This is a genomic window from Nocardia sp. NPDC050413 (assembly GCF_040655475.1).
GTDB classification, from domain to species: Bacteria; Actinomycetota; Actinomycetes; order Mycobacteriales; family Mycobacteriaceae; genus Nocardia; species Nocardia coubleae.
The window spans coordinates 235,520-258,075 of record NZ_JBFAJZ010000005.1; the positions used below are offsets into that span (position 1 = coordinate 235,520).

23 protein-coding genes are annotated in these 22,556 nt (G+C 68.2%); 14 read left to right on the top strand and 9 right to left on the bottom strand.

Annotation, left to right across the window (positions count from 1 at the left end):
- The first annotated feature begins 4 nt into the window (after positions 1 to 4).
- From AB0I19_RS15635 to AB0I19_RS15645, 3 genes are read left to right on the top strand one after another with little or no spacing between them, the layout of a single operon-like run.
- A complete protein-coding gene (locus AB0I19_RS15635; RefSeq protein ID WP_357149059.1) occupies positions 5 to 883 on the top strand; it encodes a CoA-transferase in 879 nt (292 codons plus the stop codon).
- Positions 880 to 1,647 (top strand): CoA-transferase, encoded by a 768-nt coding sequence (locus AB0I19_RS15640; RefSeq protein ID WP_357149062.1) that lies wholly within the window; start codon positions 880 to 882, stop codon positions 1,645 to 1,647. The genes AB0I19_RS15635 and AB0I19_RS15640 overlap by 4 nt, the downstream gene beginning before the upstream one ends.
- Positions 1,644 to 2,729 (top strand): nitronate monooxygenase, encoded by a 1,086-nt coding sequence (locus tag AB0I19_RS15645; RefSeq protein ID WP_357149065.1) that lies wholly within the window; start codon positions 1,644 to 1,646, stop codon positions 2,727 to 2,729. The genes AB0I19_RS15640 and AB0I19_RS15645 overlap by 4 nt, the downstream gene beginning before the upstream one ends.
- A gap of 143 nt (positions 2,730 to 2,872) precedes the next feature.
- On the opposite strand, the gene AB0I19_RS15650 is transcribed toward AB0I19_RS15645, so the two are convergent.
- The 7 genes from AB0I19_RS15650 to AB0I19_RS15680 all read right to left on the bottom strand — a co-directional run bounded on the left by AB0I19_RS15650 (position 2,873) and on the right by AB0I19_RS15680 (position 10,138).
- The gene (locus tag AB0I19_RS15650; RefSeq protein ID WP_067640670.1) at positions 2,873 to 3,334 is read right to left on the bottom strand and encodes a hypothetical protein; all 462 of its coding nucleotides are present in this window, start codon (positions 3,332 to 3,334) and stop codon (positions 2,873 to 2,875) included.
- Between the two features lie 40 nt (positions 3,335 to 3,374).
- Entirely contained in the window at positions 3,375 to 5,345 is a 1,971-nt protein-coding gene (locus AB0I19_RS15655) for a molybdopterin-dependent oxidoreductase (RefSeq protein ID WP_357149068.1), read from the bottom strand.
- A 68-nt stretch (positions 5,346 to 5,413) separates the two neighbouring features.
- Positions 5,414 to 6,091, bottom strand: a complete 678-nt coding sequence (locus AB0I19_RS15660; RefSeq protein WP_357149071.1) for a hypothetical protein — start codon at positions 6,089 to 6,091, stop codon at positions 5,414 to 5,416.
- A 211-nt stretch (positions 6,092 to 6,302) separates the two neighbouring features.
- The gene (locus AB0I19_RS15665) at positions 6,303 to 7,463 is read right to left on the bottom strand and encodes an acetyl-CoA C-acetyltransferase (protein WP_067495719.1); all 1,161 of its coding nucleotides are present in this window, start codon (positions 7,461 to 7,463) and stop codon (positions 6,303 to 6,305) included.
- 45 nt (positions 7,464 to 7,508) lie between these two features.
- The gene (locus AB0I19_RS15670) at positions 7,509 to 8,129 is read right to left on the bottom strand and encodes a TetR/AcrR family transcriptional regulator (protein ID WP_067640663.1); all 621 of its coding nucleotides are present in this window, start codon (positions 8,127 to 8,129) and stop codon (positions 7,509 to 7,511) included.
- A gap of 36 nt (positions 8,130 to 8,165) precedes the next feature.
- Positions 8,166 to 8,963, bottom strand: coding sequence for an SDR family oxidoreductase (locus tag AB0I19_RS15675; RefSeq protein ID WP_357149074.1), 798 nt, complete (start codon positions 8,961 to 8,963; stop codon positions 8,166 to 8,168).
- Positions 8,960 to 10,138, bottom strand: coding sequence for an acyl-CoA dehydrogenase family protein (locus AB0I19_RS15680; protein WP_067640659.1), 1,179 nt, complete (start codon positions 10,136 to 10,138; stop codon positions 8,960 to 8,962). Before AB0I19_RS15680 ends, AB0I19_RS15675 begins: the two co-directional genes overlap by 4 nt.
- 80 nt (positions 10,139 to 10,218) lie before the next feature.
- Between AB0I19_RS15680 and AB0I19_RS15685 the strand changes: the two genes are divergently transcribed.
- The 8 genes from AB0I19_RS15685 to AB0I19_RS15720 all read left to right on the top strand — a co-directional run bounded on the left by AB0I19_RS15685 (position 10,219) and on the right by AB0I19_RS15720 (position 17,947).
- Entirely contained in the window at positions 10,219 to 11,769 is a 1,551-nt protein-coding gene (locus tag AB0I19_RS15685; protein ID WP_357149077.1) for a FadD3 family acyl-CoA ligase, read from the top strand.
- The gene (locus tag AB0I19_RS15690) at positions 11,766 to 12,629 is read left to right on the top strand and encodes an enoyl-CoA hydratase (protein WP_357149080.1); all 864 of its coding nucleotides are present in this window, start codon (positions 11,766 to 11,768) and stop codon (positions 12,627 to 12,629) included. The genes AB0I19_RS15685 and AB0I19_RS15690 overlap by 4 nt, the downstream gene beginning before the upstream one ends.
- On the top strand, positions 12,630 to 13,772 hold the full coding sequence (locus tag AB0I19_RS15695) for an acyl-CoA dehydrogenase family protein (protein ID WP_357149082.1): 1,143 nt from the start codon (positions 12,630 to 12,632) through the stop codon (positions 13,770 to 13,772).
- On the top strand, positions 13,769 to 14,020 hold the full coding sequence (locus AB0I19_RS15700) for a hypothetical protein (protein WP_357149085.1): 252 nt from the start codon (positions 13,769 to 13,771) through the stop codon (positions 14,018 to 14,020). Before AB0I19_RS15695 ends, AB0I19_RS15700 begins: the two co-directional genes overlap by 4 nt.
- A complete protein-coding gene (locus AB0I19_RS15705; RefSeq protein ID WP_357149087.1) occupies positions 14,017 to 15,096 on the top strand; it encodes an acyl-CoA dehydrogenase family protein in 1,080 nt (359 codons plus the stop codon). Before AB0I19_RS15700 ends, AB0I19_RS15705 begins: the two co-directional genes overlap by 4 nt.
- Positions 15,083 to 16,117, top strand: coding sequence for an acyl-CoA dehydrogenase family protein (locus AB0I19_RS15710; RefSeq protein ID WP_357149090.1), 1,035 nt, complete (start codon positions 15,083 to 15,085; stop codon positions 16,115 to 16,117). Before AB0I19_RS15705 ends, AB0I19_RS15710 begins: the two co-directional genes overlap by 14 nt.
- Positions 16,118 to 16,232: 115 nt before the next feature.
- Entirely contained in the window at positions 16,233 to 16,685 is a 453-nt protein-coding gene (locus AB0I19_RS15715) for a MarR family transcriptional regulator (RefSeq protein ID WP_357149093.1), read from the top strand.
- 17 nt (positions 16,686 to 16,702) lie between these two features.
- A complete protein-coding gene (locus tag AB0I19_RS15720) occupies positions 16,703 to 17,947 on the top strand; it encodes an MFS transporter (RefSeq protein ID WP_357149096.1) in 1,245 nt (414 codons plus the stop codon).
- A gap of 2 nt (positions 17,948 to 17,949) precedes the next feature.
- Here the strand turns inward: AB0I19_RS15720 and AB0I19_RS15725 are convergent, their stop codons facing one another.
- Entirely contained in the window at positions 17,950 to 18,276 is a 327-nt protein-coding gene (locus tag AB0I19_RS15725) for a hypothetical protein (protein WP_357149099.1), read from the bottom strand.
- A gap of 1 nt (position 18,277) precedes the next feature.
- The gene (locus AB0I19_RS15730) at positions 18,278 to 19,447 is read right to left on the bottom strand and encodes a Rieske 2Fe-2S domain-containing protein (protein ID WP_357149102.1); all 1,170 of its coding nucleotides are present in this window, start codon (positions 19,445 to 19,447) and stop codon (positions 18,278 to 18,280) included.
- Between the two features lie 161 nt (positions 19,448 to 19,608).
- On the opposite strand from AB0I19_RS15730, the gene hsaA reads away from it, so the two are divergent.
- Genes hsaA through hsaC form a run of 3 tightly spaced genes read left to right on the top strand, consistent with a single transcriptional unit; the run spans position 19,609 to position 22,550 of the window.
- Positions 19,609 to 20,772, top strand: coding sequence for a 3-hydroxy-9,10-secoandrosta-1,3,5(10)-triene-9,17-dione monooxygenase oxygenase subunit (gene hsaA / locus AB0I19_RS15735; RefSeq protein ID WP_067495573.1), 1,164 nt, complete (start codon positions 19,609 to 19,611; stop codon positions 20,770 to 20,772).
- A 3-nt stretch (positions 20,773 to 20,775) separates the two neighbouring features.
- Positions 20,776 to 21,645 carry a 4,5:9,10-diseco-3-hydroxy-5,9,17-trioxoandrosta-1(10),2-diene-4-oate hydrolase gene (gene hsaD, locus AB0I19_RS15740; protein ID WP_357149106.1) on the top strand — a complete coding sequence of 290 codons (870 nt, stop codon included), beginning with the start codon at positions 20,776 to 20,778 and terminating at the stop codon, positions 21,643 to 21,645.
- On the top strand, positions 21,642 to 22,550 hold the full coding sequence (gene hsaC / locus AB0I19_RS15745; protein ID WP_133733945.1) for an iron-dependent extradiol dioxygenase HsaC: 909 nt from the start codon (positions 21,642 to 21,644) through the stop codon (positions 22,548 to 22,550). The genes hsaD and hsaC overlap by 4 nt, the downstream gene beginning before the upstream one ends.
- Positions 22,551 to 22,556: the final 6 nt, after the last annotated feature.

A 22,556-nucleotide genomic window follows, 5' to 3' on the forward strand; every position in this document is an offset into this window, starting at 1 on the left:
AGCTATGCGCGACAAGAGAATGACGCTCGACGAGGTGGTCGGCGAGCTGCGCAGCGGCATGACGATCGGCCTCGGTGGTTGGGGATCGCGGCGTAAGCCGATGGCGCTGGTGCGTGCGCTGCTTCGCTCCACGGTCACCGACCTGACGGTGGTGACCTACGGCGGGCCGGACCTCGGCCTGCTGTGTTCGGCGGGCAAGGTGCGCAAGGCCTACTACGGCTTCGTCTCCCTCGACTCGGCACCGTTCTACGACCCGTGGTTCGCCAAGGCGCGCACCGAGGGTGCGATCACGGTGCGCGAGATGGACGAGGGCATGGTGAAGTGCGGGTTGCAGGCCGCCGCCACCCGGTTGCCGTTCCTGCCGATCCGGGCCGGGCTCGGTTCGGCGGTACCGGATTTCTGGGAGGGCGAGCTGAAGACCGTCGTCTCGCCGTACCCGCACGCCGACGGCCGGACCGAGACACTGATCGCCATGCCCGCGTTGAATCTCGATGCGGCGCTTGTGCATCTGGATCTGGGCGACAAGCACGGCAACGCGGCCTACACCGGTGTCGATCCGTACTTCGACGACCTCTACTGCCTGGCGGCCGAGCGGCGCTACGTCTCGGTGGACCGCCTCGTCGACACCGACGAACTGGTGAAAGCCGTTCCGTCGCAGGCGCTGATCCTCAACCGGATGATGGTCGACGGCGTCGTCGAGTCACCCGGTGGCGCGCACTTCACCTTCTCGGGCAGTTACGGACGCGACGAGAAGTTCCAGAAGCACTATGTGGCGGCCGCGCAGTCGCCCGAGTCGTGGGCCGAGTTCAGGGCGCGCTATCTCGACGTGAACGAAGACGAATACCAGTCCGCCGTCAAGGCTTTCGCGGAGGAGCAGCGATGAACGCAGTACCGGCGACCGCCCAGATCACGCGCGCGGAGGTGTGCGTCGTCGCGGCGGCGGAGATCTTCCGTGGCGCGGGCGAGATCATGGCCAGCCCGATGTCGACGATCACCACCATCGGCGCGCGACTGGCCAGGCTCACCTTCGAACCCGACCTGCTGCTGTCCGACGGTGAGGCACTGTTCTTCGCCGAGGTGCCGGCGATCGGGGCGAAAGCACCGGTGGAGGGCTGGATTCCGTTCGCCAAGGTGTTCGACGTGGTGGCCTCGGGCAAGCGGCACGTGGTGATGGGCGCCAATCAGCTCGACCGCTTCGGCAACCAGAACCTCTCGGCGTTCGGTCCGTTGCAGCAGCCGCGCAGGCAGATGTTCGGTGTGCGCGGGGCACCCGGCAATACGATCAACCACGCGACCAGCTACTTCGTGCCCAAGCACAACACGCGGGTGTTCTGCGAGCAGGTCGATATCGTGAGCGGCGTCGGCTACGACAAGATCGACCCGGCCAACCCCGCCTTCCGTTTCCATCACCTGCACCGGGTGGTGTCCAACCTCGGCGTCTTCGATTTCGGCGGCCCCGAGCACACCATGCGCGCGCTGTCGCTGCACCCGGGTGTGACGGCCGAGGAGGTCGCCGAGAACACCTCCTTCGAGATCGCGGAACTGGCCGACGCGGGCGAAACCCGGCTGCCCACCGAGGAGGAGCTGCGGCTCATCCGGACCATGCTCGACCCCAAGGGATTCCGCGAGAAGGAAGTGGCCGCATGAGCGCCCGCCTGCGTACCCCGCTGACCGAGCTCGTCGGCATCGAGCATCCCGTCGTGCAGACGGGAATGGGCTGGGTGGCCGGGCCGCGGCTGGTCGCCGCGACCGCGAACGCGGGCGGGCTCGGCATTCTCGCTTCGGCGACGATGACCTTCGAGGAGCTGGAAGCGGCTGTCGCCAAGACGAAGTCGCTCACCGACAAGCCGTTCGGTGTGAACATCCGCGCCGACGCCACCGATGCGCCCGAGCGCATCGAACTGCTCATCCGTGAGCAGGTGCGGGTCGCCTCGTTCGCGCTGGCTCCGAAGAAGGAACTGATCGCCCGGCTCAAAGACGCGGGCGTGGTGGTGGTTCCGTCGATCGGTGCCGCCAAGCACGCGGTGAAGGTGGCCTCGTGGGGTGCGGACGCGGTGATCGTGCAGGGCGGTGAAGGCGGCGGGCACACCGGACCGGTGGCCACCACGCTGCTGCTGCCCTCGGTGCTCGACGCCGTCGACATCCCGGTCATCGCTGCGGGCGGTTTCTTCGACGGGCGCGGCCTGGCGGCGGCACTGTCTTACGGTGCCGCCGGGGTGGCCATGGGGACCCGGTTCCTGCTCACCCAGGAGAGCACCGTCCCCGACGCCGTGAAGCAGGAGTACCTGGCGCGCGGACTGGGCGACACCGTGGTTTCGGTGAAGGTCGACGGCATGCCGCACCGCATGCTCAACACCGAACTCGTGGAGCGCCTGGAACATTCGGGCGGCTGGCGCGGACTGTCGGCCGCCTTCGGCAACGCCGCCAAGTTCAAGAGCATGACCGGAATGAAGTGGTCGACGCTGATGCGCGACGGGCTCGCCATGCGAAAGACCAAGGACCTCAGCTGGTCGCAGGTCGTGATGGCCGCGAACTCGGCGATGCTGACCAAGGCCGGTCTCGTCGAGGGCCGTACCGATGCGGGTGTGCTGCCCGCGGGCCAGGTCACCGGAATCATCGACAGCCTGCCGACGGTGGCCGAGCTGATCGACGGCATCGTCGCCGACGCGCTCACGCGCATCGCGGCCGTCGGCACGCTGGTCGACGCACCGGTCACCGAGCAGAGCTGACCAAGACCCATCCCGGCGAGCCCCCCACAGCGGTGCGCCGGGATGCCGCCCGACGGGTCTGAGCCTCCCGTCGAAAGGGCGAACAGGACACCGAACCGGATGCGGTACTCACAAGGCGTGCATCCGGTTCGGTGTTCTCCCACTCAGAATTCGGAGACCGCGAACTCCCCGGTGCTCGGCAGATGCGCCAGTGGTGTGGTGCGGATGGTCGCCTCGATCCGCCCGGCGCCCGTCGCGAGTGTCAGGCCGACCTCGGGGCCGGGCTGCCCGCTCGGACCGCCTGCCACGACAGTCGCCGCCGAACCGCCCGCACCGGTGTCGAGATTGCGCCACTCGACCGTTGTCGTCACCGTGCAGCCGCTCTGATGTGAACCGGGTGTCGCGCTCCAGAACGTGCCGCGCAGCCGCATCTCCGCCTCACCGGACCTGGTGATGCCCTGGCCGGACAGCGCCGTCGCGTCGATCTGACCGGCGCAGGTCCAGCCGGTGGCGAGGGTGTAGGTGGGTTTGAACGGGGTCATTGCCGAGGCGGGGGTCGTCGCGCCGAGGAGGAGTCCTGCGGTTGCCGCCGCGACGAGCGTCGCGCGGCCGGTGTACTTCCACATCACTGCGTGCCTTTCGTTCGGTGATCGCGTGCGGTTCGTCTCAGCGGGGTACCACCTCCACCCGGTTGTCGTGGAAGACCGCGCCGCCGCCGAAGTCGGCGTCGCGTTCGGCGATGGTGGCGTTGACGGTCGCGCCGCCGGAATCCTTGGCCCAGCGTCCCTTCGTGGTACCCGCTACGCCGGGTCTGACACGGTCGGACACCTCGGCGATCGCCTCGAAGGAGCCGCGAGCGTTGACGACCGACACCGGGGCGCCGTCGGCGATTCCGCGCGCGGCGGCATCATCGGGATGGAGCGTGATGCGGGTTTCGCCTGCGCGGCGGCGCAATTCGGGGTTGGCACCGAAGGTGGTGTTCAGGAAGTAGTGCGAGGCGGCGGAAATCAGCACGAGTCCGTCGCCGGGGTCGGCGGGTGGGGTGTAGGTGGGTAGCGGGTCGTGACCTGCGAATTGTGCTCGTGGCGAGACGAACTGGAGTTTTCCCGCGGGGACGGGCCCCGGCTGCACCTTCAAGAAGCCGTCGGCGCGCAACCGGTCAAGATCGTGACCCTTCAGCAGCTGACGGGCCAGTTCCTCGTCCGATTCGTACAGCGCCGGTTCGGTGAGTCCGAGGCGACGGGACAGTCGGCGGAAAGTCTCTGTGGTGGAAAGGCATTCGCCCGGCGGCTCGACGGCGGGCTCGTTCCACACCAGGTACAGGTGGCCGTAGCCCGCGATCACGTCGAGGTGCTCGGGTTGCATGGTCGCGGGGAGCACGATGTCGGCGTAATCGACCGTGTCGGTGGCGAAATGCTCCAGCACCACGGTGAACAGGTCTTCGCGTGACAGGCCTTCGATCACCTGGCGCTGATCCGGATTGGAACCGACCGGATTCGCGCCGATCACGAACAGCGCCTGCACCGGCGGGTCGTCGACGTCGAGCAAGGCCTCACCGAGCCTGGTCATCGATAGGGTGCGCACCGAGTGCGGGAGCAGATCGTCGCGGACCAGGGCGGGCAGGTCGAGTTCGAAGTGTCCGCTCGTCGAATAGTGCAGGCCTCCTCCGGGAATCGCCCAGTCACCGGTGACGCCGGGCAGGCAGCCGAGCACCCGCAGCGCCATCCCGCCACCGGCGTGGCGCTGCATGCCCTGGGAGGCGCGGATGGCGGTCGGCCTGGTACCCGCGATCCGTTCACCGAGCGCGACGATCTGTTCGCGCTCGAGGCCGGTGATCGCGGCCACCCGCTCCGGGGTGAATTCCATGATGCGCTCACGGAATTCGGGCCAGCCCTCGGTGTGCTCGGCGATGAATTCCGTGTCCTCGGCACCCAGCGAGACCACCACGTGCAGCAGGCCGAGCGCCAGGGCGGCATCGGTGCCGGGCAGGGGTGCGAGGTGTTCGTCGCAGCGTTCGGCGGTCTTGGTGCGCACTGGGTCGATCGCGACCAGGTAGGCGCCGCTGTCCTGCACGAACTTCCACAGGTGATGACCGGAGGTGAGCGGGTTGGTGCCCCACAGCAGGATCAGCTTCGATTTCGCGAAGTCCTCCGGGTCCATGCCGCCGGAGGTGCCGAGGGTGTAGCTCAGCCCCGCGCTGCCCGCGACCGAGCAGATGGTCGCCGCATGGTGGGAGGCGCCGAGCACGTTGAACATGCGGCGGCCGGGATACCCCTCGAGGCCCTGGAGGTAGCCGAGGCTGCCGGTGCCGTGGAACGGCCAGATCGCCTCGGCGCCGTATTCGTCGATGATGCCGGTGAGCCGGGTGGCGATCTCGTCGAGCGCCTCGTCCCAGCTGATCCGCTCGAACCGTCCGGAACCCTTGGGACCTACCCGGCGCAGTGGGTATCTGAGCCGGTCCTGCGCGCCGACCTGCTCCAGGTAACGGTTCACCTTCACGCACAGCGCACCGCGCGTGACCGGGTGTTCCTTGTTGCCCCGCAGGCCGGTCGCGACGCCGTCCTCGACCGTCACCACCCACGAGCAGGCATCGGGACAATCGAGTGGGCACGCTCCGAGCACCTTCACCGCTCCCATCGTAGGCCCGGTGCCCGGCGCCCTCGACAGGGTGCGCGGGCCGGCCCTCTCGGACCGGCCCGCCGCACTCACTCCGTTTCGATGGTCGGGTTGAGGATTCCGCACACCCGCCAACCGCCGTCCTCTTCGACCAGTTTGTAGGTCGCGGTGGAGGTCGTGCTCTGGCCGAGGATCGTCATGCTCATCGCCGTGGTGAACGTCCCGGACTTGCTGCCGGAGGCCACATCCACGCTCTTCAGCGTCGTCGTCACGCTCGGTGCACCGCCGCCCGACGGTGCCTTGGTCGGCGTGGCCTGGTTCTCGTACTTCGCGATCTCGTCGCGATCGGAGGCGCACACCAGGTCTTCGAGTTCGCCCTCCTTGTCGACCCAGGCCTGCGCTGCCGCGCGCGGGGTGTCGTAACCGCCACCTCCGAGGGGACCGCCACCACCGCCGAACATGTAGATCGCGCCGACCGCGATCGCGACCAGCACGACCAGACCGCCGAGGACGAGAACGATCTTGCCGCCGCCGCCCGACTGGCGCGGCGGCTGCCCGTAACCACCGGGCGCGCCGTACGGCTGCCCCTGCGGGTACGGCTGCCCCTGCGGGTACGGCTGTCCCTGCGGGTAGGGCTGGCCCTGGGGGTAGGGCTGACCCTGCGGGTAGGGCTGACCCGGCATCGGCTGGCCCGGATACGGCTGACCAGGCTGCATCGGCTGACCTGGCCGACCTTGATACGGGTTGGGCGGTTGTGGGTAACCCATTCGAAATTCCTGTTCCCTGTTTCCACGAGCGGTACCTGACCGGCACCGCTTCAGCACATGGCTTACCCACTGCGCCAACGCGTTATCGCGGTGGCGCCGGGAGAGCAACCGTTCAGTGTCGACGACCGGCCAATCACCCGCAAGTCCGCCGACGCACGACGGCCCGGTACCGGAGTGTCCGGTACCGGGCCGTCGTCGGCGTCGCGGCGAATTACTCGCTCGCGCCGAGCCTTTCGATAATGGTGACGTTCGCGGTGCCGCCGCCCTCACAGATGGTGAGCAGACCGTAGCGGCCGTTCACCCGCTCGAGCTCGTGCAGCAGGGTGGCGAACAGCTTGGCGCCGGTCGCACCGAGCGGATGACCGAGTGCGATGGCACCGCCGTTGACATTGACCTTCGCCGGATCGGCGCCGATCTCCTTGATCCAGGCCAGCACCACCGGCGCGAACGCCTCGTTGATCTCGATGACATCGATGTCGTCGATGGTGAGCCCGGTCTTCTCCAGCGCCCACTGAGTGGCCGGAATGGGTGCGCTCAGCATGAAGATCGGGTCGGCGCCGCGCGCGCTGACGTGATGGATGCGCGCCCGCGGGGTGAGCCCGTACTCCTCGACGGCCCACTCGGAGGCGAGCAATGTCGCGCTCGCACCGTCGGAGATCTGGCTGGCCACGGCGGCGGTGAGCGGGCTGCCCTCGCTCAGCGGTTGCAGCGTGGCCATCTTCTCGAGGCTGGTCTCGCGCGGGCCCTGGTCGACGGCGAAGTCACCGACCGGCACGATCTCGGCCTCGAAGCGGCCCTCGGCGATGGCCGCCCGCGCCCGCTGATGGCTGCGCAGCGCCCACTGCTCCATGTCCTCGCGGGTGATGCCCCACTTCTCGGCGATCAGCTCGGCGCCACGGAACTGCGAGACCTCGCCGGTGCCGTAGCGCTGATCCCAGCCGGTGGCGCCGACGAAGGGCGAGTCGAATCCGTACTCCTTGCCCGCGAGCATGGCCGCCGAGATCGGGATCGCGCTCATGTTCTGCACACCGCCCGCGACGATCACCTCGGCGGTGCCGCTCATGATCGCCTGGGCGCCGAAATTGATGGCCTGCTGGCTGGAACCGCACTGCCGGTCGACGGTGACACCGGGAACCTCCTCCGGGAAACCCGCGGTCAGCCACATCGTGCGACCGATATTGCCCGCCTGCGGGCCGATGTTGTCGACACAGCCGACGATCACGTCGTCGACGACAGCCGGGTCGATACCGGTGCGCTCGACGAGTCCGCGCAGTGCGGCGGCGCCGAGGTCGGCCGGGTGCACACCGGCCAGCGCGCCGCCACGCTTGCCGACGGCGGTCCGCACCGCATCGATCACATAGGCCTCCCGCAACGGGGTGTAGGGGCGGCGCTCGGCGGGTGCGGTCATGGGGTACTCCTAAGGCGCGTCGCTCGCGGGCACGGTGAGCCCGTCGAGCACGATGGTCAGATATTGCGAGGCAAGGTTTTTCACGGTGATGGGGCCGCCGGGGGTGTACCAGCGGACCGCGACCCACACGGTGTCGCGCAGGAAGCGGAAGGCCAGTTCCACGTCGAGTTCGGGCCGGAAACTGCCGTCGGCGACACCGGCGGCGAGCACCCGGTGCCACAGGTCGCGGAACTCGGTGTTGAAGTCACGGATGTAGCCGAAACGTTCCACGTCACGCAGGTTCTTGGCCTCGGCCTGGTAGATCGCGACGGCGGCATGATGCCGGTCGAACGCCTGGTAGGAGGCGAGGACCAGGGCCTCGAGGGTCGCCCGCGAGCTGAGCCCGGCGGCCGCGATCTCGCGATAGCGGCCGAACAGGTCGTCGAGGAAGCCGCGCAGGATCTCGTCGACCATCGATTCCTTGGAATCGAAATGGTGGTAGAGACTGCCCGAGAGAATGCCCGCCGAATCGGCGATATCGCGCACCGTGGTGGCGCGCAGGCCGCGCTCGGCGAACAGGTCGGCGGCGAGGGCGAGCAGTTCGTCGCGGCGGGTACGTTTCGCGGTGTCGGGTGCGGTCACCCTAGACATCGTACAACCAAGCACTTGCTTGGCACGCTGCTGCCGTCATGCGCGCTGACTACTCACGGAAACCACCTCACCGGTCAGGTACGAGGTGTAGTCGCTGGCCAGCATGGCGATCGTCGCCGCGACCTCCCACGGCTCGGCCGCGCGCCCGAAAGCCTCACGCTCACTGAGGTTGTCGAGCAGTTCCGATGAGCTGACCTTGTCCAGGAACGGGTGCCGCGCGATGCTCGGCGCGACGGCATTGATGCGCACCCCGAATTCGGCGGCTTCGATCGCGCTGCACCTGGTCAGCGCCATCACCCCCGCCTTGGCCGCGGCGTAGTGCGCCTGGCCGTGCTGGGCTCGCCAGCCGAGCACGCTGGCGTTGTTGACGATCACCCCGCCGTGGCCCGCGTCGCGGAAGTAGCCGAGCGCCGCGCGCGTGCAGCGGAAGGTGCCGGTGAGGGTGATGTCGAGGACCTGGTCCCACTGCTCGTCGGTCATGTCGACCACGGGGGTCTCGCCGCCGAGGCCGGCGTTGTTGATCATGACGTCGATGCGACCGAGTTCGGCGGCAGCGGCGGTGAGCAGCTGATTCACCTGGGCGGTGTCGCGCACATCGCACACCACGGCACCGACGGTGCGCTCCGGGAATTCCTTGGCGAGCAGCTCGGCGGTTTCACCCAATCTCCGCTCGTGCCAATCGGATACCACCACATCGGCGCCCTCGGACAGAAGCCTGCGGGCGGTGGCCGAGCCGATGCCGGTTCCGGCGGCGGCCGTGACGACACCCTTGCGGCCGGTGAGCAGACCGTGGCCGGGGATGGGCGCGGGCGGGGTGGCGAGCGGGCCGGTCACGGTCGGGCCTCGCGCGGCAGACCGAGCACCCGCTCGGCGATGATGTTGCGCTGCACTTCGTTCGAACCTCCGTAGATGGTGTCGGCGCGGCTGAACAGGTACAGCCGCTGCCAGGCGGTCATGTCGTCGTCGGGGATCACCAAGCCGGCGGCGCCCTGCACCGCCATGGCCAGCTCGCCGAGATCGCGATGCCAATTGGCCCACAACAACTTCGACACCGACGCCCCGCCCGCGTCGTTCTCGTCGCTCATGGTGCGCAGCGCGTGGGCGCGCAGCACCCGCAGTCCCACCCAGGCGCGGTCGAAACGCGCGGCGATCAGCGGGTCGTCGGCGGCGCCGGTGCGGCGGGCGAGGTCCTCGATGTCGGTGAGCTCGCGGGCGAAGCGGATCTGCTGGCCGAGCGTGGAGATGCCGCGCTCGAAGGTCAAGGTGCCCATGGCGATTCGCCAGCCGTCGCCGGGCGCGCCGACGACCAGGTCCGCGTCGGTGCGGGCGTCGTCGAAATACACCTCGTTGAATTCCGAAGTGCCGGTGAGCTGCTGGATCGGGCGAACGGTTATGCCCGGCTGGTTCATCGGGACGAGCAGGTAGGACAGGCCGTGATGACGGGTCGACCCGCGTTCGGTGCGGGCGATCACGAAGCACCAGTCGGCCACGTGGGCCAGCGAGGTCCAGATCTTCTGGCCGTTGATCACCCACTGGTCGCCGTCGAGGCGGGCGGTCGTCGACACGGCCGCCAGGTCGGAACCCGCGCCCGGTTCGGAGTAGCCCTGACACCACAGCTCGCCGACCGAACGGACGCCGGGCAGGAAGCGCTTCTTCTGCTCCTCGGTGCCGAAGGCGAGCACGGTCGGCCCGAGCAGTTCCTCACCCACGTGCGAGACCCGCGCGGGCGCGTCGGCCTTGGCGTACTCCTCGTGGAAGATCACCTGCCTGGCGACGCTCTCGTCGCGGCCGCCGTACTCCACCGGCCAGCCGAGGCACGTCCAGCCGGCGGCGGCGAGATGACGATCCCAGGCCAGCCGTCGCTCGAAGTGCTCGTGTTCTCGGCCCGGTCCGCCGGTACCGCGCAGGTCGGCGAACTCGCCCGCGAGGTTTTCGGCAAGCCACTCCCGGATCTCCGCACGGAACTCCGCGTCGGAGGTAACTGAATCTGCGGTCTGGATCACGCCCACCACGGTAGAGTAACCTACCAAGCACTTGCTTTGTTAGCTGCTTCGTAAAGAACAGCGAACCGCACAACGGTGAGGACCCCGTGACACCCGCTGCACAGACCATTCCGCAGGCGCTGCGCCAGACCGCCGCGGCGTATCCGCACGAGCCTGCCATCGTCGACGGCGAAACCCGCCTGACGTGGGCAGAGCTGCTCGACCAGGTCCGGATCGCGGCGCGCGCGCTCATCGCCCGCGGCATCGAACCCGGCGACCGGGTCGCCATGTGGGCACCCAATACCCATCACTGGGTGGTTGCCGCACTCGCCGCGCATTCGGCCGGTGCCGCGCTCGTGCCGCTCAACACCCGGTACGTGGCGGCCGAGGCGGCCGACGTGCTGAGCCGGGTCGATGCGAAGGCGCTGTTCGTCGCCGGGCCGTTCCTCGGGCGCGACCGGGTGGCCGAACTGCTCGCCGAAGCACCGGAATCGACCATCGCGACGGTTGTCGTCATCCCGGTCGAGCCGGGCGCGGCCACCGGGACCGGCTCGCTCACCTGGGACGATTTCCTCGCCGAGGCCGAGCGGGTCACCGAGGCCGACGGCGAAGCACGGGCAACGCAGGTCTCCCCCGACGACATCTCCGACATCCTCTTCACCTCGGGCACCACCGGCCGCAGCAAAGGCACCCTGGTCGCCCATCGGCAGGCCCTGGATGTGGTGCGTGCCTGGTGCGCCTGCTCGACCGTGCGCGCGGGCGACCGCTACCTGGTGATTCCGCCCTTCTTCCACAACTTCGGATACAAGGCGGGCATCCTCGCGTGCCTGGTCACCGGGGCCACGATCGTGCCGCAGGCGACATTCGACGTCCCGGCCGCGCTGCGCCTCGTCGAGTCCGAGCGGATCACGGTGCTCACCGGCCCGCCGACGATCTACCAGACCATCCTCGACCACCCCGAGCGCGGCGAGCGTGACCTCTCTTCGCTGCGCGTCGCGGTGACCGGCGCGGCGACCGTGCCGGTGGTGCTGATCGAGCGGATGCGCGACGACCTCGACTTCGAGGTGGTCATTACCGCCTACGGACTGTCGGAAACCGCGGGCTTCGGCACCATGTGCGACCCCGACGACGACGCCGAGACCATCGCCAACACCTGCGGCAAGCCCATCGCCGGCTTCGAACTGCGCCTGGCCGACAACGGTGAGGTACTGCTGCGTGGCCCCAATGTGATGCTCGGTTACCTCGACGACCCCGAGGCCACCGCCGAGGCCATCGACGCCGACGGCTGGCTGCACACCGGTGACATCGGCGTGGTGGACGACCGCGGCTATCTCAAGATCACCGACCGGCTCAAGGACATGTACATCACCGGCGGATTCAACGTCTACCCCGCCGAGATCGAGCAGACCCTCGCCCGCCTCGACGGTGTCGCCGAGTCCGCCGTGATCGGGGTGCCCGACGAGCGGATGGGCGAGGTCGGCATGGCGTTCGTCGTCCGCAAGCCGGACACGAACCTGACCGCCGACGACGTGCTCGCCCATGCGAGCGCCCATCTGGCGAATTTCAAGGTGCCCCGGTTCGTCGAGTTCCGCGACCGGCTGCCCTACAGCGCGGCGGGCAAGGTGCTCAAGCGCGAGCTACGTGAGGAGAAGTCGTGAGTTCCGAAACCGAGGTCGTCACCTACGAGGTGCGCGGACCGGTGGCTGTCATCACCATGAATCGGCCCGATTTCCGCAACGCGCAGAACTCGAAGATGACCTACGCCCTCGACGCCGCGTTCGTGCGCGCGGTCGAGGATGCCGCGGTGAAGGTGATCGTGCTCGCGGGCAACGGAAAACACTTCAGCGCCGGGCACGATATCGGCACACCGGGCCGCGACCACGACGCGCACTACGAGAACAAGGCCGCGCTGTGGTGGGACCACGTCGACCGCGCCGGCGGCGACCAGCGGTTCGCCCGCGAGACCGAGGTGTATCTCGGCATGTGCAGGCGCTGGCGCGAGATCCCCAAGCCGACGATCGCGATGGTGCAGGGCGCGTGCATCGCCGGTGGGCTGATGCTGGCCTGGGTGTGCGATCTGATCGTCTGCTCCGACGACGCCTTCTTCTCCGATCCCGTTGTGCGCATGGGCATTCCGGGCGTGGAGTACTTCGCACATCCGTGGGTGATGGGCCCGCGCGCGGCCAAGGAGTTCCTGTTCACCGGTGACCGGTTCGGGGCCGCGCAGGCCAAGGAGTGGGGCATGGTGAACCGGGTCGTGCCGCGTGAGGAGCTGGAATCCGAAACCATCGCGCTCGCCGAGAAGATCGCCACCATGCCGCAGTTCGGGCTCGCGCTCACCAAGAAGGCGGTGAACCAGGCCGAGGATCTGATGGGGATGCGCTCGGGTATGGACTCGGTCTTCGGACTGCACCATTTCGCGCACGCGCACAATGCCGAGGTCGGCGCCGATTCGCTGGGCGGGATGAACGCCAAGACGATGAAGACCGCCGCGGCCGAACAGAACGGGTCGAAGTAGATGGATCTCGAGATCGACGAGGCAGCCACACAGTTCCAGCTCGAGGTGCGCGAATTCCTCGCCGCCCATGTGCCGCGCGAACCGCTGCCGTCCATGGACACCGCGGAAGGCTTCGCGGCCCATCGTGCATGGGAGGCGACGCTGGCCGAGGCGCGGCTCTCGGCGGTGTCGTGGCCGCGCGAGTACGGCGGGCGTGACGCCTCCATTCTCGAATGGGTGTTGTTCGAGCAGGAGTACTACGCGGCGGGCGCACCCGGCCGGGTGGCCCAGAACGGCATCTTCCTGCTCGCGCCGACGCTGTTCGAGCACGGCACCGAGGAGCAACTGGCCCGGATCCTGCCGAGAATGGCTCGCGGCGAGGACATCTGGGCGCAGGCCTGGTCGGAGCCCGAGGCGGGTAGCGACCTCGCGGGCCTGCGCTCGACCGCCCGGCGCACCGAGGGCGGCTGGGTTCTCAACGGCCAGAAGACGTGGAGTTCCCGTGCGTCCTACGCGGATTGGGCCTTCGGCCTGTTCCGCAGCGACCCCGAGGCGCAGCGTCATCACGGGCTGACCTACGTGATGTTCCCGCTCACCGCCGAGGGCGTGAGCGTGCGCCCGATCCCCCAGCTCGACGGCGAACCCGGCTTCGCCGAGATCTTCCTCGACGACGTCTTCGTCCCCGACCACGACGTGATCGGCGCACCGAACGAGGGTTGGCGGGTGGCGATGGCCACCTCGAGCAACGAGCGTGGTCTCTCCCTGCGCAGTCCCGGCCGGTTCAGCGCCACCGCCCAACGCCTGATCGACCTGTGGCAGCAGACCTGCGACCCCGCCGATACCGCCGCCCGCAGCGCCGTGGTCGACGCCTGGCTCGGGGCCGAGGCCTACCGGCTGCACACGTTCGGCACGGTCACCCGCCTGCAGGACGGTGGCCAGCTCGGCGCCGAATCCTCGATCACCAAGGTCTTCTGGTCCGACCTCGACATCGCCATGCACGAAACAGGCCTCGACCTCCTCGGAGCGGCAGCCGAGCAACGCAGTTCGTGGACCGACGGCTATCTGTTCTCCCTCGCGGGCCCGATCTACGCGGGCACCAACGAGATCCAGCGCAACATCATCGCCGAACGCCTCCTCGGCCTGCCACGGGAGAGCAAGCGATGAACGCCCGCTTCCTGCTGCATCTCGAGCAGCGCACAGGTGAGGTGCGCGCCGCCCGCGACGAGCTCGGCGGCGCCCCCGGCTCTGCGATCGACCTCCCGCATGCTCGGACACAGTTCAACTTCTCCACCCACCGGCGCGAGGTCCCCGGCGTCGGCCGGACCTCTCTCGCCGCGACCACTGGGCCCGCGACCCGGACGTCGAACGATGTGAGTCGAATCGACCACCCGACAACAGGAGGTGTGCGATGAGATTCGCCCTCAGTACCGAGCAGCTCGACTTCGCCGCGGAGCTGCGCAAGATCCTCGACGCGGGGCAGGTGCCCGCCGCCGTGCGCGCCTGGTCCGAGGGCGACACCGCCCGTGGCCGCGCGATCCTGCGGCAGGTCGCCGACATGGGGGTATTCGGCCTGATCGTCGACGAGGAACACGACGGCGCGGATGCCACGCCGGTCGACCTGGTGGTGGCACTGATCGAACTCGGGCGCGCGGCCGTACCGGGTCCGGTGATCGAATCCGCCGCCGTGATTCCCGCTCTGCTGCCACATCTCCCCGCCGCCGCGGAGCGCTGGCTGTCGGGGGTGGCGACTGGTGAATTGCTCGGCACCATCGCCTTCGAGCACGGCGGCCGCACCGTCGCGCTCGACGCGGATACCGCCGACCTCGTGTTGGTCGCCGGTAGTGCACACGTCTCCACAGGTCGACCCGCACGTCCCGACGAGGCGCCTACGCAGGACGCCGCAGCTGAGCGCTCCGGCGAACACGGCGCGCGCCGGTTCGAGAGTGCGGCGGTGATCGCGTCGATCGATCCCGCCCGCAAGCTGTTCGCAGCGTTGCGCGATGAGGTGCTGGCGGAGGCGGCCGAGGACGCCGTCGACTTCGCCTTCGACCTGGGTGTGCTGGCCTGTGCCGCGCAACTGCTCGGTGCAGGCCGGGCTATCCTCGATCAGACCACCGCTTATGCCAAGCAGCGCAAGCAGTTCGGTCGATTCATCGGCGAATTCCAGGCCGTGAAGCAGCAGCTCGCGGATGTGCGGATCGCGCTGGATCTGGCGGAGCCGCTGCTGTACCGCGCCGCACTCACCCTCGACTCCGCCGACCGCGCCCGCGATGTCTCGGCAGCGCTGGTGGCCTGCGGCGATGCCGCCCACCGTGCCTCGCGGGCGGGTCTGCAGGTACACGGCGCCATCGGCTACACCGCCGAATGCGACCTGTCGCTGTGGCTCACCAGGGTAGCCGCCCTGCGCACCGCCTGGGGGACCGCCGACTTCCACCGCGCGCGCATCGCCACCGCCCTTCGCACCGAGGAATCCCATGTCATCGAATGAACTGCTCGAATTCCGCTCGTCGGTGCGGGCGCTGCTGGCCAAGCACGCGACTCCGGAAGCCCTTCGCGCGGCGATGGACAGCGACCTCGGGTACGACCCGAAGTTGTGGCAGCTGCTGTGCGAGCAGGTGGGGGTCGCGGCCCTCGCGGTGCCGGAGCAGTGGGGCGGCGTGGGCGCGAGCCTCGTCGAATCGCTCATGGTCGTCGGCGAATTGGGTCGGGTGCTGAGCGGCGTGCCGATGCTCGGTTCGGCCGTACTCGGTGTCCAAGCCGTCCTGCTGGCCGGCGATGAACAGGCTTGCGAGCGGCTGCTTCCCGACCTCGCCGAAGGCTCTCGCACGGCCGCGCTGTGCTGGGCGGATTCCCAGGGTTGGGATGACTACGGTGTTCGCGCGGAAGGCGGATCGCTCAGCGGGACAGCGCATTACGTGCTGCACGGCGCCCAGGCGGACGTCCTGCTCGTACTCACCGCCGACGGATTGTTCGAAACCTCGCCTACCGCGGCCGGTGTCACTGTGACGCCGACTCCTGGACTCGACCACACCCGCGCCCTGGCGAGCATCACCTTCACCGAAACCCCGGCGACCAGGCTCGGCGACCCGGGCACCCGGCTGCGCGACATCGCGTGGGCGGCACTGGCCGCCGAACAGGTCGGCGCGGCACGCCGCTGCCTCGAGATGACGGTCGAATACACCAGCGCGCGCGTGCAGTTCGGCAGGCCGATCGGCAGCTTCCAGGCGCTCAAGCACCGCATGGCCGATATGTACGTGCTCGTCGAATCGGCGGAATCAGCCGCGCTGCTGGCCGCCCAATCGCTGGCGGCGGGTAGTGATTCGGCCGCCGAGGACGTGTGGGTGGCCCGCACCTACTGCACCGAGGCGTTCAGCACGGTAGCCGCCGAGACCATCCAGTTGCACGGCGGTATCGCCATCACCTGGGAACACGACGCCCACCTGTACTTCAAGCGGGCACACGCCACCGCGGAACTGTTCGGGACCGCGCGCCGTCCGATCGCCGCTTGACCGTGCCCTCCTGAAACCCCAGCTCCGACCCCCGGAGCTGGGGTTTCGTACGTTGTGGCCCGTTTCACGGCGCACCTGCCTGATTTAGATAGTTAGCTTATGCAATAATTTTCCTGTGCAGCAGAACGAGCAGCCATCAGCAGACGACATCGTGGTCGACCTGTTGGTCACTGCCGGTCGGCTCACCCGGCTCGCCGGGGCGGTCAGCTCCGACGACCTGCCCCGCGCGATGCTGCGCGCCCTCGCCGTGCTCGAGGAGCACGACGGCCTGCGGGTCAGCGAATTCGCCCGCATCGATCGATGCTCACAACCGGCGGCAACGGCGCTGCTCGGTCGGCTCGTCGCCGACGGATTCGCCACCCGCACCAAGGACCCGAGGGACTCGCGGGCAGTGCGCGTCGAACTCACCCCGGCGGGCCGGACCCGCCTCACCCGCGCCAGACGTGCCTACGCGGCCGCCTTGGCGCCCGGACTCGCCGATTTCGACCTCGACCGGCTGATCCGGCTCGACACCGACATGAACGACCTGCTGACAGCCCTGCGCGCGGTTGCCCGCGGTCACCAGTGAAGCAACCAGGAGCGCTCATGAGCATCTCTCCGTTGACTCGCGACAGCGACGCCGCGGCCGCCTCCACCGGCCAGCCGAAAGCCGTCTGGGCCGTCGCCTTCGCCAGCGTCATCGCGTTCATGGGCATCGGCCTCGTCGATCCCATCCTCAAACCCATCGGCGAACAGCTGAACGCCAGCCCCTCGCAGGTCTCGCTGCTGTTCACCAGCTACATGGCCGTCACCGGCATCGCCATGCTGGTCACCGGCGTCGTCTCCAGTCGCTTCGGCGCCAAGAAGACCCTGCTGTCGGGCCTGGCGATCATCATCGTGTTCGCCGCGCTGGCGGGCATGTCGAGCACCATCGGCGAGATCATCGGCTTCCGTGCCGGGTGGGGTCTCGGCAACGCCCTGTTCATCGCGACCGCGCTGGCCACCATCGTCGGGGCGGCAACGGGTGGCGTCGCCAAGGCGATCATCCTCTACGAGGCGGCCCTCGGTATCGGCATCGCGACCGGACCACTGCTCGGTGGGGTACTCGGTGGGATCAGCTGGCGCGGGCCGTTCTTCGGCGTGTCCGTGCTGATGGCCGTCGCCTTCGTCGCGATCGTCTTGCTGCTGCCCGAACTGCCCAAGCCCGCGACCCCCACCTCGATCAGCGCGCCGTTCAAGGCGCTGCGGCACCGCGGGCTGCTCACCGTCAGCATCACCGCGTTGCTCTACAACTTCGGCTTCTTCACTTTGCTCGCCTACACGCCGTTCCCCCTCGACATGGGCACCTACGCGATCGGTTTCATCTTCTTCGGGTGGGGCGTGATGCTCGCGGTGGCCTCGGTGTTCCTCGCCCCGAAGCTGCAGGCGCGCTTCGGCACGCTGCCGATGATGGGGCTGTCCCTCGGTTTGTTCGCCGCCGACCTGGCGCTCATGGCGCTGTACGCCGAGCACAAGATCGTGCTGATCGTCGGGGTCGTGGTCGCCGGGCTGTTCCTCGGCGTGAACAACACCCTCATCACCGAGGCCGTGATGATCTCCGCGCCGGTCGAGCGGTCGACCGCGTCGGCGGCCTACAGCTTCGTCCGGTTCGCCGGCGGCGCGGCCGCGCCCTGGGTGGCGGGCAAGCTCGGCGAGCACAGCGTGTCCCTGCCGTTCTGGCTCGGCGCGGCGTGCACCGCCGCCGGGGTCACCGTTCTGTTCCTCGGGCGCGGCGCCCTGGCCCACATCGACGACCACGACCCCGCGCCGCACAGCATCGAGGAAGCCCAGGCGCTCACCGTCGGCGACTGAGGTTATTCGGGGACCTCGAGCACGCCCTCGTCGACCGCCCACTCGATCGTCTTCTGTAGCGACGGACAGGTGTCCGGCCGACCGGGCCGGGCACCGTGGGAACTCAGTTCGGCGAAGACCGGACAGCGCGTTTCGGGCCGTTCGGTCCACTGCACCGAGGTCTGGTGCGCGCTGTACTTGCGCACCAGCACCTCGGTGTCGCAGGCCTGACACCGCAGGGGTGTCAGGCCTTCGTCGAGATACCGTTGCTGGTCGAGGGCGGTCTGGGCCCGCACCGCCGCCCGGCGGGCGGGCTGATCGGCGAAATCCGGTGCCTTGGCCCAGGTCATGTCACACGCCCGCTTCCTCGGCCTTGCGGCGCAGGTTCTCGGCGACCTCGGCCTCCCACGCCTCGTTCGCCTTGGTCGTGTCGACCTCGAACTCGAAGCGCTGGGTCATCTTCTCGGTGACATCGGCGATGTCCACGTAGAACTGGTCGTACCAGCGCCGCAGCTGGTAGACCGGGCCGTCCTCCTCGCACAGCAGCGGATTCTCGACCTTGGACTTGTGCTTCCAGATCTCCACGTCCTGGAGGAAGCCGTCGCCGAAGAACGTGGTCATCGTGTTGGCCAGTTTGGTCGCGGTCTCGTCGTCGATGCCCTTGGGTTTCTCGACGGTCAGGCCCCATTGCAGCACGAACGAGTCCTGGGTGACCGGGTAGTGGCAGTTGATCAGCACGACCTTCATCTCGTACCCGCTGTAGATGTTGATCAGCGGGTTGATCATGTAGGACGGCCCGAAGTACGACGCCTCCGACTTGAGCAGCGTCTCACCGCCGTGCTTGGCCGCCATGCCCACATCCGGGCGACCCTTCGTCTCCAGGAACTGCGTCGCCACATGGCCTTCGAAGACGTTCTTGAAGTACGTCGGGAAGGCGTAGTGGATGTAGAAGAAGTGCGCCATGTCCACGACGTTGTCGATGATCTCGCGGCAATTCGCGCCCTCGATCAGCAGCGAGTTCCACGTCCAGTCGGTCCAGCCGCTGTCGTGGGTTTCGCTCGGGTTGCCGTCCGCGTCGGTGTACACGCCCTCGATGTGGGGGATCGTGACCTCGGGCGGCGGTTCGTTGCCCTCGTGGTCGTGCCAGACGAACAGCTGACCGTTGCGTTCCAGCGTCGTCCACTTGCGTGTGCGCGCCAGCGGCGGCACCCGGCGGCCGTAGGGGATCGCGGTGCACTTGCCGCTCGCCCCCCAGCGCCAGTCGTGGAACGGGCAGGCGATGTCGTCGCCCTTCACCGAGCCCATGCTCAGGTCACCGCCCATATGCCTGCAGTAGGCGTCGAGCACGCGGAGCTGGTCGGACGTATCGGCCCAGATCACGAGTTTGGTTCCGAAGATCTCGACCGCGTGCGGTTTACCGTCGCGGAACGTCTTCGCGAGACCGACGCAGTGCCAGCCGCGCGCGAACCTGGTCGGCGTGGTACCGACATCGAGTTCTCTCACCTTGGGGTTGACTGCCATCCCGAACCCTCCTTCTTCACTAGAACACGTTACAAAATACGGCCGGTTCACGCTAGCTGTCCGCGTTATTCCCTTCTCGACAGGAATGGGAACCTGTTCTAGTCTCAGAGACGAACGAGAACAGTTTGTCGATTCCGACAGGGCAGGAACGGGCTGGCGAAATGACGCAAGAAGTGACCGAACGGGTCGAGGCGCTGCTGCCGACGCTGCGCGAACGCGCGCAGGAGGCCGAAGACCTGCGCCGCATACCCGACGAATCCATGAAGGCACTGCAGGAGACCGGGTTCTTCCGGCTGCTGCAGCCCAAGCAGTGGGGCGGGCATGCCGCCGACCCGGTGGTCTTCTACGACTCCGTGCGCCGCATCGCCAGCGCCTGTGGGTCGACGGGCTGGGTGGCGGGCATCATCGGCGTGCACAACTGGCACCTCGCACTGTTCGACCAGGCCGCACAGGAAGAGGTGTGGGGTGAGGACACCGACGTGCGGATCTCCTCGTCGTACGCCCCCATGGGCATGGGCCAGGCGGTCGACGGCGGGTACATCGTGCGCGGGTCGTGGGCGTGGTCCTCGGGCTCCGATCACGCGACCTGGGCCGTGCTCGGCGGACCCGTCATCAAGAACGGCAAGCCGGTCGACTTCGGCAGCTTCCTGATTCCGCGCTCGGAGTACCGCATCGACGACGTGTGGAATGTGGTCGGCCTGCGCGGCACCGGATCCAACACCGTTGTGGTGGAGGACGTCTTCGTGCCGACGCACCGCTTCCTCAGCTTCCGCGCGATGAGCGAGGGCCGCTCGCCCGGTCTCGCGCAGAATCCCGATCCGGTGTACAAGATGCCGTGGGGCACAATCCATCCCACCACCATCTCCACTCCGATCGTCGGCATGGGCTACGGCGCCTACGAGGCGCACGTCGAGCATCAGGGCAAGCGTGTGCGCGCGGCATACGCGGGTGAGAACGCCAAGGACGACCCGTTCGCCAAGGTGCGTGTCGCCGAGGCCGCCAGCGATATCGATGCCGCCTGGCGGCAGCTCTCGGGCAATGTGGCCGAGGAGTACGCGCTGCTGGTCGCGGGCGAGGAAGTGCCGTTCGACCTGCGTGTGCGGGCCAGGCGCGACCAGGTGCGCGCCACCGGCCGGGTGATCGCCTCGATCGACAAGCTCTTCGAGTCCTCCGGCGCCACCGCGCTGGCCAACGGCACTCCGCTGCAGCGCTTCTGGCGTGACGCGCATGCCGGACGAGTCCACGCGGCCAACGATCCCGAGCGCGCCTACGTGATGTACGGCACGCACGAGTTCGGGCTGCCCGTCACCGACGCCATGGTGTAGCCGATGACCCAGACCGCTGAGATCACCTACGAATCGACCTCACGCTTCGCGCAGGTCACTCCCTCTTTGAAGTTGCACTATCACGAAGCGGGCGTCGGCAACGGTCCGACGATCGTGCTGCTGCACGGTGGCGGGCCCGGCGCTTCGGCGTGGTCGAACTTCGCCCGCAATATCCCGGTGCTGGCCGAGAACTTCCATGTGATCGCCTTGGACCAGCCGGGTTTCGGCAAGTCCGACAAGCCGGTGGATCATCCGCAGTACTTCGTGCACGCGTCCACCGCGTTGCTGGCGCTGCTCGATCATCTCGAAATCACCGATCGTGTTCACCTGCTGGGCAATTCGCTCGGCGGCGGCACCTCGGTGCGCTTCGCGCTCGATAACCCCACGCGCGCGGGCAAACTCGTGCTGATGGGTCCGGGTGGGTTGAGCACCAACCTGTTCGCGCCCGACCCCACCGAGGGCGTCAAGCTGCTTTCAGCGTTCAGCTACCAGCCCACCAGGGAGAACCTCGAGAAGTTCCTGCGGATCATGGTCTTCGACCAGTCGCTGATCACCGAGGAGCTCATCGACGAACGGTTCGCCCAGGCGAGCACCCCAGAATCGCTGGCGGCCATGCGCGCGATGGGCAAGTCCTTCGCGAGCGCCGACTTCGAGAAGGGCATGCTCTGGCGCGACGCCTACAAACTGCGTCAGCCGGTGCTGTTGATCTGGGGTCGTGAGGATCGGGTGAACCCGCTCGACGGCGCGCTCGTAGCGACCAAGGTGATTCCCCGGGTGCAACTGCACGTGTTCGGCGGTTGCGGCCACTGGGCGCAGCTGGAGAAGTTCGACGAGTTCAACCGGCTCACAGTCGATTTCCTCGGGAGCAAGTGATGAGTATTCGCGCACTCGGCTACATGCGCATCGAGGCCACCGACATGGCGGCCTGGCGCGAGTACGGCCTCAAGGTGCTCGGCATGATGGAGGGCACCGGGCTGAACCCCGACGCCCTCTACCTGCGCATGGACGATTTCGCCGCGCGACTGGTGATCGTCCCCGGCGAGCAGGACCGGCTGTTGGTCTCGGGCTGGGAGGTCACCGACGCGCGTGGCCTGCAGCAGCTGCGGGAGACCCTGGACAAGGCCGGGGTCGACTACACCGAGGGGACCAAGGACGAACTGGGCGAGCGCCGCGTCGAGGGCATGATCCGGTTCCAGGACCCGTCCGGCAACACTCTCGAGGCGTTCTACGGCGCGCAGTACCTGGGTCGCCGTTTCGTGAGCCCCTACGGCCACAAGTTCGTCACCGCCGAACAGGGCCTCGGCCACGTGGTGCTGACCTGCACCGACGATGCCGCGGCGCAGGCGTTCTACCAGGACGTGCTCGGTTTCCGGCTGCGCGACTCCATGCGGCTGCCACCGCAGATGGTCGGCCGCCCCGCCGACGGCGACCCCGCCTGGCTGCGTTTCTACGGCTGCAACCCACGCCACCACGCGCTGGCGTTCCTGCCGCTGCCGAACCCCACCGGCATCGTGCACCTGATGGTCGAGGTGGAGAACTCCGACGACGTCGGCCTCTGCCTGGACCGCGCCCTGCGCAAGAAGGTGAAGATGTCGGCCACCCTCGGCAGACACATCAACGACAAGATGCTGTCGTTCTACATGAAGACGCCGGGCGGATTCGACATCGAATTCGGTTGTGAGGGACTGGAAGTCGACGACGACAACTGGACGGCCCGCGAATCCACCGCGGTCAGCCTCTGGGGTCACGACTTCACCGTCGGATTCAAGCAGCAATAGGAATGG